Raw genomic sequence first — 15,894 nt, 5'->3', positions numbered from 1 at the left:
GCGAAGATGCGCAAACTGATCATTCTGGTGCTGGTCGCGACGCTGGCCTATTGCGGCTACTGGTTTTACGGCGCGCATAAGATCGAAAACGGCGCGCGCGACATGCTCGCGCAGGCCCGGCAGGAAGGCTGGGGCGATGCGCAATCGGTGTCGCTGGCGGGCTTCCCCTCGCGCTTCGATCTGACCTTCGACAAGCCCGAACTGAAGGATCAGGGCGGCCTGTGGCACTGGAGCGCGCCCTTTGCGCAGCTCTTCGCTCTGGGATACGAACCCAATAAAGTGATCGCCTACCTGCCCTCGGGCCAGTCGCTGCAACTGGGCGATCAAAGCTACAAGCTGACGCAAGAGGACATGCGCGCCTCGCTGACGGTGGGCTATTCGACCGCGCTGCCGCTGGAGCGGGCGATTGCCGTGATCTCCGCGCCGGTGCTGACGCCCGCGGGCGAGACGGCCCCCGCGCTTTCGGCCGATCAGCTGCGCCTCGCCATCGAGCGCAAGGACAAGGCGCAGGGCGCGCTCGGCGGCTCGGCGCAAGCCGCCGATCTGGTGATGCCCGCCGCCGCCTATCGTCTGGGCGCGGAGGCGAAGTCGCTGAAACTCCCGGCCGATCTCCTAGAGCGGGTCGACCCGAAGGGCAAGCTGCCCGACACCATCGCACGCATCCATTTCGACGCGCTCATGGGCACGCGCGAGCCGATTGACCAGACCGCGCTGGAAGCGGGCCTACCGGGGCTGATGACGTTCTCGGTTTCGGACCTTTCGCTGAGCTGGGGCGGCAACGATGTTTCGGTCGAGGGCAACCTGACGGTCGATCCCTCGGGCTATCCCGACGGCACGCTGACGATCCGCTCTGCCTCGTGGCGCAACTGGGTCGGCATCGCGCAGAGCATGGGTCTGATCGGCAAGGACCAGATGAAGCTCGTAACCGGGATCGGCGCGATGCTGGCCGCGAAGAACCCCGATGGCGCGCTGGAAGTGCCGCTTGTCTTCAAGGACGGGCAGATGAGCCTCGGCCCGGTGCCGCTCGGCCCGGCACCGCAGCTGGTCGCGCAGCGGCAGTAAAGGTTAACGGCAGTAAGCCCCGCCGCGGTAGCTGGCCACGTCCACGTGGATGTGGTCCTGATGGAAGCGATCCGATTTCGGCCCCAGCACGGTGCCGAACGGGCCGCAGGCCGATTTGTGCATCCGCTTGATCACCCGGCCCCGGCGCCAATCCTCCAGCACGCTCAGCGTCTTGCCGTTGCGCAGGACCACGCCCGAGACGTCGATTGCGTTGCCCTTGGCATGTTCGGACAGCTTCGCGCCGGGCTGCGAATTGCGGCTCCGGCAGGAATAGGAGGCTGCGATGCGGATCGCCTCGATCCCGCCGCCGCGCCGCCCCACCGCCGGTTTGATCCCACGATCCACCCAGCGCTTGAAGGACTTCGCCGCCGAGCAATTCACCCGAACCGGCGAGGTCAGGCGGATACCGGAGACGGAGGTGATCTGAACCGGATCGGCGATGCCGCAGCGCCCCGGCCCGTCGATCGGCGCGATATGCGCGCCTTCCAGCCCCGCAATGCCGCAAAGCTCGCCCGACGAGGAATAGCGCGCCGAGCGCGCCGAGCGCCGATCTTCACCGCGCCCGCAAGAGCCAAGCGCCACCACTGCCGCAAGTGCGATCAGCGCCGCTACTCTCATGCGTCTTTCTTCGGCGCACCGCGCCCGAAATCGGGCGCATCCGTATCCTGCCCGGCCTCGATGATGCCGCGGCGGATCGCGCGGGTGCGCGTGAAATAGTCGTGCAGCATGTCGCCATCGCCCATGCGGATCGCGCGTTGCAGCATGAACAGCTCCTCGGTGAAGCGGCCAAGGATATCGAGCGTGGCTTCCTTGTTGGTCAGGAACACGTCGCGCCACATCGTCGGGTCCGAGGCCGCGATCCGGGTAAAATCGCGGAAACCCGTAGCGGAATATTTGATGACTTCCTCGTGGGTTACACGACGAAGATGATCCGCCACGCCAACCATCGTATAGGCGATCAGGTGCGGCGTGTGCGACACGACCGAGAGCACGAGATCGTGGTGATCGGGCGCCATCTCGTCGGTATTCGCGTCCATCGCCTCGACCAGAGATTTCAGCCGGGTCAGCGCCTCGGGGTCCGTGCCCTCGATCGGCGTGAACAGCCACCAGCGATTGGCGAAGAGCGTCGCAAAGCCCGAGCGCGGGCCGGATTGTTCCGTCCCCGCCAGCGGGTGGCCGGGGATGAAATGCACGCCTTCGGGCACATGCGGGCCGACCGCGTCGATCACCGCGCGTTTGACCGAGCCGACATCGGTGATCGTAGCCCCGGGGGCCAGATGCGGCGCGATCTCTTCGGCGATCTTCGCCATCGCGCCGACCGGCACGCAGAGCACCACCAGATCCGCGCCCGCGACGGCCTCGGCGGCGGTCTCGTAGACGGCATCGACCAGCCCGATCTCCAGCGCGGTGTCGCGCGTCTCGGAGGAGCGCGCATGACCGACGATCTCGCCCGCCAGGCCCTTCTCGCGCATAGCATGAGCCATCGACGAGGCGATCAGGCCGAGCCCGATCAGCGCGACCCGCTGGTAGAGTTGGCTCATCTGGGCACCTCGATCCCGCCTGCCTTGAAGACGCCGATCAGATGCGCCACGCGACGGCAGGACGGCTCGTCGCCCACCGTGATGCGCAGGCAGTTGGGCAGGTTATAGCCCGCGACCCGGCGCACGATGATCCCTTCGGATTTCAGATAGGTATCGCAATCGGCAGCCTCCTGCTCGGAGGCCAGACGTGCGAGGATGAAGTTCGCCGTGGAAGTATCTGACGGCACGCCCTTTTCCGCCAGCGCCTCTGCCAGCCACGCGCGCAGGCGCGTATTGTCATCGCGGCATTTGTTGACCCAGTCCTGATCGCGCACGGCGGCCTCTGCGGTCTCCTGCTGCGCGGTCGATAGGTTGAACGGCCCACGGATGCGGTTGAGCACGTCGATCACTTCGCGCGAGCCGTAGCCCCAGCCGACGCGCAACCCGCCGAGTCCGTAGATCTTCGAGAAGGTCCGCGTCATGAAGACATTGGGCAGGCGCGTCGCCAGCTCCGCCCCGCCGTCATAGCCTTCGACATATTCCGCATAGGCTGCATCGATCACCAGCAGCGCGCCTTTCGGCAGCCCCGCCGCCAGCCGCTCCAGTTCCGCCAGCTGGATCATCGTGCCGGTCGGGTTGTTCGGATTGGCGAGGAAGACGAGCTTGGTCTTCTTGGTGCAGGCGCTCAGGATCGCATCGACATCGGTCGTGCGGTCGCGCTCCTTGACCTCGATCGGGGTGCCGCCCGCGGCCATGGTCGAGATGCGATACATCAGAAAGCCGTGCTCGGTGAACACCACCTCGTCGCGCGCGCCGACATAGGCCTGGCACAGGAAGTGGATGATCTCGTCCGAGCCCACACCGCAGATGATCCGGTCGGGATCGAGCTTATGCACCTCGCCGATCGCCGTGCGCAGCTTGGCATGGTCGGTCGGGGGGTAGCGATGCATCGAATGGGCGCATTTCGCGAACGCGTCCTTGGCCTTGTCAGAGGGGCCGAACGGGTTCTCGTTCGAGCTGAGTTTGACGGCATCGGTGCGCCCCGCCACATGGGAGGCGCCGCCCTGATAGAGCTCGATGTCCATAATACCGGGCTGGGGGCGAATATGCGTGGTCATTGTGCACTCCTGAATCGTGGCCCGAGTTCTATCCGCCATGGCGCGACAGGGCTAGTGAGAAGATCACCCGCATAGCAGACGCGGCAGGGATGCAACGGATGTCATAGCACGTCGATGAGAGATGTATTGCCCAACGGTGCCGCAGGGCAGCGCCCGACCGCCGGGTGGGCGCGCTTCCTTCAGAGGTCGCCCCTTTATCTCTCCACATCCGCACAACCTCGCCGCGCGCGATGAGACCGAAAAGCGCCCGCCCGAGGGGGCGGTCGGGCGCTGCCCGGGCCGCTGCGCGGCTGTTCCGGGCAAAGGCGCGCCCAAAAGAAAAAGGCCGCGCCCCGGGGGCACGGCCTTTCCGAATGATCGGCGAAGACTGAGAGATCAGTTCTTCGCGTAGAATTCGACCACGAGGTTCGGTTCCATCTGAACCGCGAAGGGCACGTCGGACAGAGCCGGGGTGCGCACGAATTTCGCGGTCAGTTTGTTGTGGTCGACTTCGAGGTAATCCGGAACGTCACGCTCGGGCGACTGAACGGCTTCGAGAACCAGAGCCATCTGCTTGGACTTCTCGCGGACTTCCACCACGTCGCCTTCTTTCAGACGGTAGGAGGGGATGTTCACTTTCTTGCCGTTCACGAGCACGTGGCCGTGGTTCACGAACTGGCGCGCTGCGAAGACGGTCGGGACGAACTTGGCGCGGTAGACCAGCGCGTCGAGGCGGCGCTCGAGCAGACCGATCAGGTTTTCACCGGTGTCGCCCTTCACACGCTCGGCTTCGGCGTAGATGCGGCGGAACTGCTTCTCGGTCAGGTCGCCGTAATGGCCCTTCAGCTTCTGCTTGGCGCGGAGCTGGATACCGAAGTCGGACAGTTTGCCCTTGCGGCGCTGACCGTGCTGGCCGGGGCCGTATTCACGACGGTTGACGGGCGACTTGGCGCGGCCCCAGATGTTCTCGCCCATGCGGCGGTCGATTTTGTACTTGGCAGACGTGCGTTTGGTCACGGCTGATCTCCTTCTCTATAGTTTCGAAGGGCGTTGTCCTCCTCCGGGCCTCGCGGCGACCGGCGACAGGTTTCCTCTTACGAGGTCCACCAACACCAATGAATAATCCCGGCAACTCGCGTCACCGGAATGGCGGGCTTATACAGCGGCGCGCGCGGGTGTCAACCACTCCGGGGGACACATCGGTGCCGCGCGAAGTCAGCCGCCCGTTCCCCCTCCTCTTCTTAGCTGCCCCGGAACGCCACGCCCTCGCAGTTTCGTGAGTGTTTTGTGTTCGCCACCCCCCTGTTCAGAGCAACATTTCAAGCCATGATTGCGCTAACGGGACGCGTACCGGATGCGCGCCCCGGCGCTGCCCTGTCCGCAACCGGCACAGGCGGCGCGCTGGGGCAAGGCGACGCCACCCCACGGGAGGAACCCATCCGGCCTTAGGAGGATTATAATGAAAGACATTCGTCGCTCGACGTGCGGAACCGCCGCGCGTCTCGCTGGAACCAGCGTTCTCGCGCTTGGCCTGATTGCAGGTGCCGCGCAGGCTCAAGGCGTCACCGCCGACAGCTTCGGCGCTGATTTCTCGGCCATGGGCCAGCTCAAGGACGTCGCCGCCAAAGGCAAAGGCAAAGTGGGCGTGCTGCTGCCCGACACAGCAAGCTCGGCCCGCTACACCTCGTTCGACGAGCCCTACCTGAAGAAAGCCTTCAAGGCAGCAGGCCTGTCCGCGGACGATCTGATCATCACCAACGCGCAGGGCTCGGAAGCCGACCAGCTCACGCAGGCGCAAACCGATATCAGCCAGGGCGCGACCGTTCTGCTGATCGACCCGATCTCCTCGGGCGGCGGTGCGGCTGTCGAGAAATACGCCAAAGAGCACGGCGTCGCGGTCATCGACTATGACCGGATCACGCTTGGCGGCTCGCGCGACTACTATATCAGCTTCGATAACGAGTATGTCGGCGAGCTGATCGGCAAGGGCATGGAACAGTGCCTCAGCGACTGGAACATCGAGAAGCCGAATATCCTCGTGATGGCGGGCTCGCCCGATGACAACAACGCCACGCTGTTCAAGCAGGGCTACATGAGCGTGCTGAAGCCGAAATTCGACGATGGCAGCTACACCAATGCGGGCGAGCCCGCAGGCACCTGGGATCCGTCGGTCGCACGGACCACCTTCGAGCAGCAGTTCACCGCGCATCAGGACATGAACGCCGTCGTTACCCCGAATGACGACAACGCCAACGCGGTCATCTCCTATCTCAAGACGCTGAAGGTTCCGGCGAAAGCCTTCCCGACCACCGGTCAGGACGCGACGGTCACCGGCCTGCAGAACGTGCTCACCGGCTACCAGTGCGGCACCGTCTACAAGCCGATCTATCTGGAAGCTCAGGCCGCCGCCGCGCTCGCGCTCTACATGCGTGCTGGCGACACCCCGCCCGACGGTCTCGTCAACGGCAAGGTCAATGACAGCCAAGGCGGCATGGACGTGCCCTCGATCCTGCTCAAGCCGATCTGGGTCACCCCGGAGAACATGGCCGACACCGTCGTGAAAGACGGCTTCGTCGACACCTCCAAGCTTTGTGCGGGCGACGCGGCCGATGCGTGCAAAGCCGCTGGCATCGGGAACTGATAGCCAATGATGGACACGGGTAACGGTACCGGGTCCCTGACGGAGGATCGCGACGCGATCCTCCGTATTCGGGGTCTCGAAAAGAGCTTCGGTGCAGTGCAGGCGCTCAGCGGGGTCGATTTCGACGTCCGCCCCGGCGAGGTAACGGCACTGGTCGGTGACAATGGCGCGGGCAAATCCGTGCTGACGAAAACCATCGCTGGCATCCATGAAGCCGATGGCGGCGTAATTGAATGGGAAGGCAACGAGGTCCGCGTCCGCTCGCCCCGCGACAGTGCGGAGCTGGGCATCGAGGTCGTCTATCAAGACCTCGCGCTGTGCGACAATCTCGACGTCGTGCAGAATATGTTCCTCGGTCGCGAAATCCTGACCAACGGGATGCTCGACGAGGACGCGATGGAGCGCGCCGCGGCAGAGACGCTGCAAGGGCTCCGCGTGACCACGCTGCGCTCGATCCGCGCGCCGGTCTCGGCGCTTTCGGGCGGCCAGCGGCAATCGATCGCGGTCGCCAAGGCCGTGATGTGGAATTCCAAACTGGTGATCCTCGACGAGCCCACGGCGGCGCTCGGTGTGGCCCAGACCGGTCAGGTGCTGCAACTGGTGCGCCGCCTCGCCGATCAGGGCCTTGCAGTGGTGATGATCTCGCACAACCTCAACGACGTCTTCGCGGTCTCCGACCGCCTCGCGATCCTGCGTCTGGGCGAGATGGTCAGCCAGGGCCCGATCGAGGAATACGACACCCAGCGCGTGGTCGAGCTGATGACCACGGGCAAATCCGACCACGTGGTCGAAGCCGGTGCGATGCGCGCCGCCGCCTCGATCGCGGCAGAGAACGCCAAGGATGTCGCGGCGCAACGCGAGGCGTCGGGCGAAAGCGGCCCCTCCGCCGTGGTGGGCGCCACGACCGAGGATCAGAGCTTCTCGAGCTACCTTTCGCGCACATGGGCGAAGATCAAGGCAGGCGAAAGCGGCGTGCTGCCGGTGCTTCTGGGCTTCGTACTGATCTCGCTGATCTTCCAGTTGCAGAACCCGAAATTCCTCTCGCCGGGGAATGTCGTGAACCTGCTCGTTCAGGGCTCGGTCTTCATGATGATCGGGATGGGACAGGTCTTTGTCCTCTTGCTGGGCGAGATCGATCTGTCGCTCGGCTTCGTGGCCGGGATCGGGGCGACGGTGGCGACGCTGCTGGTGGCGCCGGGTACCGACTGGCCCTGGTGGGCGGCGGTCGTGGCGGGCCTGGCCGTTCCGGCGGTACTGGGCATCTTCCAGGGCTCGCTGATCACACGGCTCAAACTGCCCTCTTTCGTGGTGACGCTGGCGGGTCTTCTGGGCTTCAACGGTCTGATGATCCAACTGCTGGGCGCCGGGGGGACAATTCCCGTCGCGAGTGACACGATCAACAACTTCGCCAATGGCACGCTGAGCCCGCTGATGGGCTGGCTGATGACCGGAGCCGTTGTTCTGGTCTTCGCGATCATGACCTTCCGCAAGGATGCGAAACGCCGCAAGAGCGGCCTCGTCGCGCCGCCGATGGGTCTCACCATCGCGAAGATCGCCGCGGCCGTGATCGCGGGCATCGTGCTGGTGACGATCTCGAACATGAACCGGGGCGTCGCACGCTTCCCGCTCTCGGGCATGCCGTGGGTGATCCCGATCGTCTTCGCGGTGCTGCTGGCATGGTCCTTCCTGCTGGGACGGCTGAAATTCGGCCGCTACGTGCTCGCGATCGGCGGCAATGCAGAGGCCGCACGCCGGGCGGGCATCAACCTGCGCCTGATCCGGACCGCAGCTTTCACGCTGGCCGCGACGACGGCGGGTCTGGGCGGCATCATCTACGCCTCGCGCCTGCGCTCGATTTCCACCAGCTTCGACGGCGGCACGATCGTGCTCTACGTCGTCGCGACTGCGGTGATCGGCGGCACCTCGCTGTTCGGCGGGCGTGGCCATCCGATCCACGCGATCCTCGGCGGTGTCGTGATCGCGGCGATCGTCAACGGCATGGCGCTTCTGGGCCTGCCGGCGGCGGTGCAGCTGATGGCGACGGCGGCAGTGCTGCTTGCATCGATCACGGTCGACGTGGTGGTGCGCCGGCGCGGCGAGACGACCCGCTAAGCCAAGCGAAACCCCTTGAAAACGAAACGCGCGCGAGACATCTCGCGCGCGTTTTTCATTGCACCCGGCGCCCCTGCCCCACGCCGACCCGCGCCCCCGCCTGCGCCATCTCCGCCGCACGCGAGGGAAATCGCAAACCACCCGAATTTCCGCCGAAAAACCGCTTGTCTCCCCCCGAGACGATCCCTATACGGGTCCGCGGAGACGTGGCCGAGTGGTCGAAGGCGCTCCCCTGCTAAGGGAGTAGGCCCGGAAGGGTCTCGAGGGTTCGAATCCCTTCGTCTCCGCCATCACCCAGTGCGGAAAATCTAATCTGTTCCTGCCAATCGGTTATCGGGACAGATCAAAAGCCCTTCGCCACGCGTGAACACCCCACATCATCCTCTGCCACACAGTCTTGAACGATGAGCCCGGCGCATCTTCTATTGCTCGATCGGCCACACGTTCGACGATCTGCGGGTCGATCAGGTGACTGAGATCATCCGGCGCGGGATGCGGTGGGCGGGTCTGCGCAACCGACCTGCCCCCGAGCGATCCGGGACCGCGCCGTGCTATGCGCTGCGGGAATACGCGCCCATCGATGTCGCATCGGGGCATTGGAGCGACGTATGTGCTCGATTGGAAGATGAAAAATCGTCGTAGGCGCGGGGCACCTTTAATCCGGGTTTGCGCCCGGCGGTCGCCACGCGGTTCATTCTCCGCCTCGAATTTCCCCCGGAGGCCATCATGGCACGCCAGACAAAGCTCATCCTCTGCCCGATCAACCTGCGCCACGCTCAGGTCGAGCATCATGCCTATATGGAAGCCGTCGAGATGGCGCGGCGGCGGCGTGCGAAGCTGATCGTGGCGACGATCGCGCCCGAGATCGAGCGTAACCTCAATATCTACAACTCGGATACCTATTGGGGCCAGCAGCTGCGCAAATTCCTCAACGACAATCCCGCCAGCGGGGTGACCGAGGTCGAGATGGTCGTGCGCAAGGGCGCGGTACACCGCCAGATCGTCAAGCTGGCGGATGAGCGCAAGGTGGACCTGATCGTGATGGAAGCGGCCAACCCAAAGGTGCAGGACTACCTTCTAGGCACCACGGCGTCCCATGTCGTGACCCATGCGGAGTGCTCGGTCTACGTCGTGCGGAGCTAAGGGCTGGCCCGGGGTGCGACCAGCACACCGGGCAGCGCCCGACCTCCCCCCGGGAGGGCGCTTTTGCGCCACCTGCGCGCGGATGAATGTCGGAAGGGTGCGGCGGGATAAAGCGTAGACCACCAAGGTCGGGGACATGCGCCCACCCGAGGTCGGGCGCTGCCCTCTCGATGCGCCACCCCACGGGCCGGCGCGCGCCCCGCTTCCACGGCAGCACAAGCTGATATTCGGGAAAAGCCCGCGCCTGTCGCGCGGCGGGTCGGACCCGCCCCAATCAGGGGCGGATCCCTTTCTTCTTACCTCTTGGCGGTCTCGCCCGAGGATTGCGCGGGCACCAGCGCGCGCATGATCGAGGGCATGGTGAGGCTGCCCACCGGCTCGCCCCTCATCATCACGCGGTAGCGGCGGTCGAGCGCCCCTTCGGCCTTGGCGATGACGCTCTCGAGGTTGTCGTTGCCGTCGATATCGCCCGACATTTCGCCTTCCGGCGCGCCGCGCTCCATCACCGAGCGCACGCGCAACACGCGGGCGCGGTTGATGTCGGCCACGAAGTCCTCGATGTAGGGATCCGCCGGGTTGAGCAGAATCTCCTGTGGCTCGCCCTGCTGGACCACCCTACCGTCATTCAGGATCACCAGGTGATCGGCGAGCTTGAGCGCTTCGTCCAGATCGTGGGTGATGAAGATGATGGTCTTGTGCAGCTCGGCCTGAAGCTCGAGCAGCAGGTCCTGCATGTCGGTCCGGATCAGCGGATCGAGCGCCGAGAAGGCTTCGTCCATCAGCATGATGTCCGAGTTCGACGCCAGCGCCCGGGCGATGCCCACACGCTGCTGCATCCCGCCCGAGAGCTGGTGCGGGTGGTGATCGCCATAGCCGCCGAGCCCGACACGATCGAGCCATTTCTCGGCCTCGGAGACATAGTCGGAAGCCGGGAAGCCACGGGTGGCCAGCGCCATCGCCGTGTTCTCCGCCACCGTGCGGTGGGGCAGAAGGGCGAATTTCTGGAACACCATCGACATCCGCTCGCGCCGCAGCTTGCGCAGCTGCGCCTCGTTATAGTCGAGGATGTTCTCGCCATTGACGATCACTTCGCCGGCGGTGGGCTCGATGAGCCGGTTGAGGTGCCGGATCAGCGTGGATTTCCCCGAGCCCGAAAGGCCCATGATGACGGTGATCTCACCCTCTTTCATGTCCACGTTGATGTCGTTGAGCCCGAGCACGTGGTTGCGCTTCTCGAGCAGTTCCGGCTTGCCCATGCCCGCTTTGACGTCTTCGAGCGCCGCTTGCGGATCCGACCCGAAGATCTTGTAGAGGTGTCGGATCGAGACTTTGATTTCTTTCGTCATGTCTGTCTCCTCACTTCCGGCTCTTGCTGGTGTCGATCCGGGCGAGCGAGGCTTTCGTCACACGGTCGAGCAGGATCGCGATGATCACGATCCCGAAGCCAGCCACGAGACCCGTGCCCAGTTCGAGCGACCGGATGCCGCGCAGCACGAGCACGCCCAGACCCGGGGCCGAGACGAGCGAAGCGATCACCACCATGGCGAGGCTCATCATGATCGTCTGGTTCACACCGGCCATGATGTTGGGCAGCGCGAGCGGGATCTGCACGCCGAACAGCTTCTGGCGCTTGGTCATGCCGAAGGCGTCGGCCGCCTCGATCACGTCGGGATCGACCAGCCGGATGCCGAGGTCGGTCAGGCGCACCACGGGCACGATCGCATAGAGGATGATCGCGATACCGTAGAGCTTCGGTTCGGTGACCGAGAACAGGAAGATCAGCGGGATCAGATAGACGAAGGGCGGCAGCGTCTGCAGCATGTCGAGGATCGGGATCACGGTGCGCTGGAGCCGGTCGCTCCGAGACATCGCAATGCCTATGGGCACCCCGAAGAGGACGCATATGAAGGCACAGACGAAGATGATCGCCAGCGTCTGCATCGCCGCCTCATAGTGATTGATGAAGGCGAGGAAGGCGATCGAGACCAGCACGAAGACCACCAGTCTCCAGGACCGCGTCACCAGCCAGGTGATCAGCATCAGGATCGGGACCATCAGCCACCACGGCGTGTTGGTCATGACCCAGAGCATGTCACGCAGGGCCCAGCTCAGCGGCTGGGTCAGCGGATCGACGATGGCGCGCAGCCCGCCACGGATCGCGAGGAACCCGTCCTCGAGGCCCTGCGTCACGTCGCGCGAGGGCGGGATCGCCCCGCAGGCCTTGTTCAGTGCGTCGAGCGAGGGGAAGGGCCAGTTCCAGAGGCTGGGGCCCTGCGTCGTGGTGCCGTCGGTCTGCGCGATCAGGTCGGCCATCGACGTCATGCCGCCGCCACCGTCGCCGCCGGCCGAACACCAGTCCTTCAGCCCCACCGCGTTGAAGAAATTCTCGTAAGCTGCCATTGGTTTTCCGGGTCGCACAGGGAGACCCGTCCCATATTGTTGCGTGATTGATCGAAAAAGGACGGGGCCTGTCCCGGCCCCGTCCATGTGTTGCGCGTCAGGCGCGCGTCACGATCATCCGCCGATCAGCTTCGAAAGCTTCTTCTGGGCATCGGCATCGAGCCAGTTCTTCCAGGTGTCCTGGTAGTTCTTGATGAAGTAGACCGCCGTCTCTTCACCCGAGGCTTTGTTCTCGTCCTGCCAAGCGAGCAGCTTCGACATGGTGTCGGTCTTGAAGCTCATCTTCGAGAAGAACTCGGTCTCGGCCGGGTGGGTCTTCGCGAAGTCGCTCGTCACCGAGGTCAGCACCGGAGCTGCCGGGAAGTCCGAAACCTGCGGGTTCGACGCGTCCTTGTTCTGGAGATTGTCGAACTTGGCCTTGTCGTAATCGCCAAGCTTCACGCGGGTCATGTCGTAGTTGCCCATGACCACGGTCGGACCCCAGTAGTAGCCGAACCACGGCTTCTTGTCGGCGAAGGCCGAGCCGATCGACGAGGCGAGCGTCTGGCCGGAGCCGTGGTTGAACACCTCGATGCCCGAGCTCTTGAGGTCGAGCGCCTTGATCAGGTTGTCGCTCACGACGCGGCAGCCCCAGCCGTCGGGGCAGTTGTTGAACGTGCCGCCGACCCAGTCGGGGTGCGCCATCACGCCCTCGATGGTCTTCAGCTCGGGGTGCTCCTTGGCGAGGTAGGTGGGGATCCACCAGCCTTCGACACCACCCGGCTGGAGCGTCTTGGCGACGCGCTTGATCTTGCCTTCGCTCTCGAGCTTCTTGTAGGCGTCGCCGGCCGAGTTCAGCCACAGGTTGGTGACGACGTCCGGACGGCCGTTTTCGGCGATCGAGGTGATCGCGGGAATCGTGTCGGATTTGACCAGGCTGGTGTTACAGCCGTAGCCTTGGTCCAGCATGAACTTCGCGATGTTGGTGGTGACTTCGGCAGCAGCCCAGTTCATCTGGGCGATCGAGATGTCACCGCATTGCTCGGCGGCACGGGCGGTGCCCGTCTGTGCTGCAAAGCCGGTGACCATAGCGGTCGCACCGGCGACCGCGAGAAGTGTCGTCTTCCGCATGTATTTTCCTCTCATCCGTTGGATTGTCTGCGATCGTGTCGGGATCGCATTCGCATTGCGCGTGATGAGACCATCCGACCTCCCCGCGCGGGCGTGCTTCCACCCGGGGGAGCGTCTAGGCCCATCGTCGATCTTAAGGTTGCGCAGTGCACGCGAATGCGCCCTCTCGACGATTGCCGCGAACGGTAGCGCCCACAGCCCTGATCAGCAATCGTCCGCCGGTCACATTAATTTGAGAAAAGCCTTAGGGAACCCAATGATTACTGAGGGAAATTTTGTAAAAGGAGACACTTGCGCGGCGACAGAACGGCAAAGAGATCCGGCCGCCGGGGGATGCCGGACCGATAACTTCGGCGCGTGTGTGCGCGAAGTAGCTAGGCGCGCCTTCGTTGCGTGAATTGACGCACTGACGCCCCTGCACGAGACGACGTCGCCTCGCCCCTCGCCCGCGCAAATTTCCGCGCTGCCCGGGCCGCACGCCCGGGCTTTTGGAGTCAGACCGCCATGCCGTCCGCGTCGAAGAAGACCGTGCGATCCGGCTCGAAGCTCAGCCCTGCCACATCGCCCGGACGCAGATCGGTATCGCCCGCGACGCGCACGTTCACGGCGCCCAAGGGGCCGCAATCGAACAGGATGAACGTGTCCGCGCCGAGGAATTCCACCACATCGACGCGCCCGTCGCATTGCCCCTCGCCCTCGGCCACCAGCGAGATGTGCTCGGGCCGGATGCCAAGCTGCGTGGCTTGCGGTGCGGGACAGGCCCCGCCGCGCCCGCCTTCGAGGCTGTAGCTGCCGCCCGAGACCGCGCAGGGCATCACGTTCATCTTCGGGCTGCCGATGAATTGCGCGACGAACAGGTTCGCGGGTTTCTCGTAGAGCTCGCGCGGCGTACCGACCTGCGCGATACGACCGTATTCCAGCACCACGATCCGATCCGCCAGCGTCATCGCCTCCACCTGATCGTGGGTGACGTAGATCATCGTGCGCTGGAGGTTGCGGTGCAGCCGCGCGATTTCCAGCCGCATCTCCACGCGCAGCGCCGCATCGAGGTTCGACAGCGGCTCGTCGAAGAGAAACGCCGTCGGGTCGCGCACGATCGAGCGCCCGATCGCCACGCGCTGACGCTGGCCGCCCGACAGGTCCTTGGGTCGCCGGTCGAGGAAGCTCTGCAGCTTCAGGATATCGGCCGCCTCGTCGACCTTGGCGCGCCAGTCTTCCTGGGGGGCCCCCGCCATCTTGAGCGAGAAGCCCATATTCTCGGCCACCGACATATGCGGGTAGAGCGCATAGGACTGGAACACCATCGCGAGGCCGCGTTTCGAGGGCGGCTGGTCGGTCACATTCGCCCCGTCGATCTCGATCGCCCCGCGCGAGGTATCCTCAAGCCCGCCGATCATCCGCAGAAGCGTGGACTTGCCGCAGCCCGAGGGCCCCACGAAGACGACGAATTCGCCATCCTTGATCTCGAGGTCGATGCCCTTGATGACCTGGACGTCGCCGAACCACTTCTCGACACCGTTTAGCGTGATCGAACCCATTTCACCCCTCCTTGCCGGCCCAGGCGAGCCAGACGGCCGCCGTCCAGGTAAATGCCTTGCCGCCAGCTGCCGCGCCCGTCATCGGGTCGAAATACTCGACGAAGCCATAGCGCCCGATCACCTCGCGGGTGCGCTTGCGGACCTCTTCGCCAAGCGCGACGCCCCGCTCCGAGGCGCCCTCGCCGATCATCATGTTCATCATCCCCCAGGTCGGGCCGCGCCAGTAGCGCTTGGCGTCGAACCGCGGATCGAAAGGCGCGAGCGACGGCACGCCATAGGGGGCCGCATCGAGCACGCGGGCCAGATGCTGTTCCATATGCGGTGCGTCGAGCCCGCCGAACCAGCACAGGAAGGAAGCGTTGCTCAGCGCATTCGACCAGATACCGTTGTTGCAGTTGTAGCTGTCGTAATAGCCCATGCCGGGGTTCCACAGCGCCTCTGCTCCGGCTTCCAGCTCGGCCAGCTGCGTGGCCATGTCGCCGGTGTCGAGATCCTGCGCCTCACCAGCCGCCAGCAGGTCGCGCAGGCCGCGCATCAGGATGAAATGCATCGTCGGATCGGCCACCTTGAACGGGTTGCCCTCGGCGACTTTCGCGTCGTCCCAATCGAGCGCCTTGGCGCGCTGCACCAGCCAGATATAGCGATCGTAATCGTACTTCGTCGGACGCATCGAGGCATCGACATGCTGGGTGTCGCGGCGCTCGTAATAGCCCACATCCTGCGGGTCGATCCCGCTCATCGCGTCATCCCAGTCCGGCGCGTTGTCACGGCCCGACTCCCACGGATGGATCACGAAGATCGCGCCCTTCTCGTCGCGGCGCCATTTCAGGAACCACTCCGCCCATTTGCGCATCTTCGGATAGAGCGCGGCGAAACGGGCCGCGCCTGCCTCCGGGTCAGCCGCCAGAAGCCGCGTCGCGAAGCTGAGTGCGACCGGCGGCTGGGTGATGCCCGAGGACGCGATCGGCCCGTTGCAGCCCCAGACGTCGGGGCCGGGGAAATAGCCCGGATCGGGCTTGTGGAAGATGATATGCGGGACCATGCCGTTGTCCCACTGCCCCGAGAACAGCGTCTCGATCTCCTGCCAGGCCCGGTTCAGGTCGAACTCGGCGAAGCCGAGGCTCGCGAAGGCGCTGTCCCAGTTCCACTGGTAGGGATAGAGGCCGTCGGTCGGCACGGTATAGCCGCCCCGGTCGTTCTGGGTGAGGATGTCGCGCGCCGCGGCATCCCGGTCGGAGAAGTCGTCTGCGGCAGCCAGAGTTTCGGTCATC

At 64.8% G+C, this 15,894-nt stretch carries 13 protein-coding genes and 1 tRNA gene; 5 read left to right on the top strand and 9 right to left on the bottom strand.

What is annotated here, in order from left to right:
• Positions 1-6: 6 nt before the first annotated feature.
• On the top strand, positions 7-1,062 hold the full coding sequence (locus ACZ7GB_RS17700; RefSeq protein ID WP_078549909.1) for a DUF2125 domain-containing protein: 1,056 nt from the start codon (positions 7-9) through the stop codon (positions 1,060-1,062).
• A 3-nt stretch (positions 1,063-1,065) separates the two neighbouring features.
• On the opposite strand, the gene ACZ7GB_RS17695 is transcribed toward ACZ7GB_RS17700, so the two are convergent.
• From ACZ7GB_RS17695 to rpsD, 4 genes are all read right to left on the bottom strand, one after another.
• Positions 1,066-1,680, bottom strand: a complete 615-nt coding sequence (locus ACZ7GB_RS17695; protein WP_472159771.1) for an extensin-like domain-containing protein — start codon at positions 1,678-1,680, stop codon at positions 1,066-1,068.
• Positions 1,677-2,603, bottom strand: a complete 927-nt coding sequence (locus ACZ7GB_RS17690; protein WP_472159769.1) for a prephenate/arogenate dehydrogenase family protein — start codon at positions 2,601-2,603, stop codon at positions 1,677-1,679. The genes ACZ7GB_RS17695 and ACZ7GB_RS17690 overlap by 4 nt, the downstream gene beginning before the upstream one ends.
• Entirely contained in the window at positions 2,600-3,700 is a 1,101-nt protein-coding gene (gene hisC / locus ACZ7GB_RS17685) for a histidinol-phosphate transaminase (protein ID WP_078520975.1), read from the bottom strand. The genes ACZ7GB_RS17690 and hisC overlap by 4 nt, the downstream gene beginning before the upstream one ends.
• Before the next feature lie 375 nt (positions 3,701-4,075).
• Entirely contained in the window at positions 4,076-4,696 is a 621-nt protein-coding gene (gene rpsD, locus ACZ7GB_RS17680; protein ID WP_078540514.1) for a 30S ribosomal protein S4, read from the bottom strand.
• Between the two features lie 442 nt (positions 4,697-5,138).
• Here rpsD and ACZ7GB_RS17675 point away from each other — a divergent pair, with 442 nt between their 5' ends.
• The 4 genes from ACZ7GB_RS17675 (at position 5,139) to ACZ7GB_RS17660 (ending at position 9,575) form a co-directional block, all read left to right on the top strand.
• Positions 5,139-6,320: a sugar ABC transporter substrate-binding protein gene (locus ACZ7GB_RS17675; RefSeq protein WP_472159767.1), complete on the top strand. Its 1,182-nt coding sequence runs from the start codon at positions 5,139-5,141 to the stop codon at positions 6,318-6,320.
• Between the two features lie 6 nt (positions 6,321-6,326).
• On the top strand, positions 6,327-8,432 hold the full coding sequence (locus ACZ7GB_RS17670) for an ATP-binding cassette domain-containing protein (RefSeq protein ID WP_472159765.1): 2,106 nt from the start codon (positions 6,327-6,329) through the stop codon (positions 8,430-8,432).
• A gap of 200 nt (positions 8,433-8,632) precedes the next feature.
• A tRNA-Ser gene (locus ACZ7GB_RS17665) sits at positions 8,633-8,722 on the top strand.
• 436 nt (positions 8,723-9,158) lie between these two features.
• Positions 9,159-9,575: a universal stress protein gene (locus tag ACZ7GB_RS17660; RefSeq protein WP_078520990.1), complete on the top strand. Its 417-nt coding sequence runs from the start codon at positions 9,159-9,161 to the stop codon at positions 9,573-9,575.
• A 296-nt stretch (positions 9,576-9,871) separates the two neighbouring features.
• Here ACZ7GB_RS17660 and ACZ7GB_RS17655 read toward each other — a convergent pair whose 3' ends face one another.
• From ACZ7GB_RS17655 to ACZ7GB_RS17635, 5 genes are all read right to left on the bottom strand, one after another.
• Entirely contained in the window at positions 9,872-10,921 is a 1,050-nt protein-coding gene (locus ACZ7GB_RS17655) for a quaternary amine ABC transporter ATP-binding protein (protein WP_078540498.1), read from the bottom strand.
• A gap of 10 nt (positions 10,922-10,931) precedes the next feature.
• Positions 10,932-11,975, bottom strand: a complete 1,044-nt coding sequence (locus ACZ7GB_RS17650; protein ID WP_472159763.1) for an ABC transporter permease — start codon at positions 11,973-11,975, stop codon at positions 10,932-10,934.
• A gap of 114 nt (positions 11,976-12,089) precedes the next feature.
• Complete coding sequence (locus ACZ7GB_RS17645) at positions 12,090-13,085, bottom strand: ABC transporter substrate-binding protein (RefSeq protein WP_078540494.1); 996 nt, start codon at positions 13,083-13,085, stop codon at positions 12,090-12,092.
• Between the two features lie 494 nt (positions 13,086-13,579).
• Positions 13,580-14,623, bottom strand: a complete 1,044-nt coding sequence (locus ACZ7GB_RS17640) for an ABC transporter ATP-binding protein (protein ID WP_472159761.1) — start codon at positions 14,621-14,623, stop codon at positions 13,580-13,582.
• Between the two features lies 1 nt (position 14,624).
• Complete coding sequence (locus ACZ7GB_RS17635; protein ID WP_152845672.1) at positions 14,625-15,893, bottom strand: MGH1-like glycoside hydrolase domain-containing protein; 1,269 nt, start codon at positions 15,891-15,893, stop codon at positions 14,625-14,627.
• Position 15,894: the final 1 nt, after the last annotated feature.

The organism is Thioclava sp. PTB-PU3-1, from assembly GCF_055666785.1.
This window is presented reverse-complemented; position numbering and strand designations above follow the sequence as displayed.

What these genes read in the sequence shown, in the direction of transcription:
- ACZ7GB_RS17675 (WP_472159767.1), top strand. Translation starts at nt 5,139, where the DNA reads ATGAAAGACATTCGTCGCTCGACGTGCGGAACCGCCGCGCGTCTCGCT.
- ACZ7GB_RS17635 (WP_152845672.1), bottom strand. Translation starts at nt 15,893, where the DNA reads ATGACCGAAACTCTGGCTGCCGCAGACGACTTCTCCGACCGGGATGCC.
- ACZ7GB_RS17650 (WP_472159763.1), bottom strand. Translation starts at nt 11,975, where the DNA reads ATGGCAGCTTACGAGAATTTCTTCAACGCGGTGGGGCTGAAGGACTGG.
- ACZ7GB_RS17700 (WP_078549909.1), top strand. Translation starts at nt 7, where the DNA reads ATGCGCAAACTGATCATTCTGGTGCTGGTCGCGACGCTGGCCTATTGC.
- ACZ7GB_RS17640 (WP_472159761.1), bottom strand. Translation starts at nt 14,623, where the DNA reads ATGGGTTCGATCACGCTAAACGGTGTCGAGAAGTGGTTCGGCGACGTC.
- ACZ7GB_RS17645 (WP_078540494.1), bottom strand. Translation starts at nt 13,085, where the DNA reads ATGCGGAAGACGACACTTCTCGCGGTCGCCGGTGCGACCGCTATGGTC.
- ACZ7GB_RS17660 (WP_078520990.1), top strand. Translation starts at nt 9,159, where the DNA reads ATGGCACGCCAGACAAAGCTCATCCTCTGCCCGATCAACCTGCGCCAC.
- hisC (WP_078520975.1), bottom strand. Translation starts at nt 3,700, where the DNA reads ATGACCACGCATATTCGCCCCCAGCCCGGTATTATGGACATCGAGCTC.
- ACZ7GB_RS17695 (WP_472159771.1), bottom strand. Translation starts at nt 1,680, where the DNA reads ATGAGAGTAGCGGCGCTGATCGCACTTGCGGCAGTGGTGGCGCTTGGC.
- ACZ7GB_RS17655 (WP_078540498.1), bottom strand. Translation starts at nt 10,921, where the DNA reads ATGACGAAAGAAATCAAAGTCTCGATCCGACACCTCTACAAGATCTTC.
- ACZ7GB_RS17670 (WP_472159765.1), top strand. Translation starts at nt 6,327, where the DNA reads ATGATGGACACGGGTAACGGTACCGGGTCCCTGACGGAGGATCGCGAC.
- ACZ7GB_RS17690 (WP_472159769.1), bottom strand. Translation starts at nt 2,603, where the DNA reads ATGAGCCAACTCTACCAGCGGGTCGCGCTGATCGGGCTCGGCCTGATC.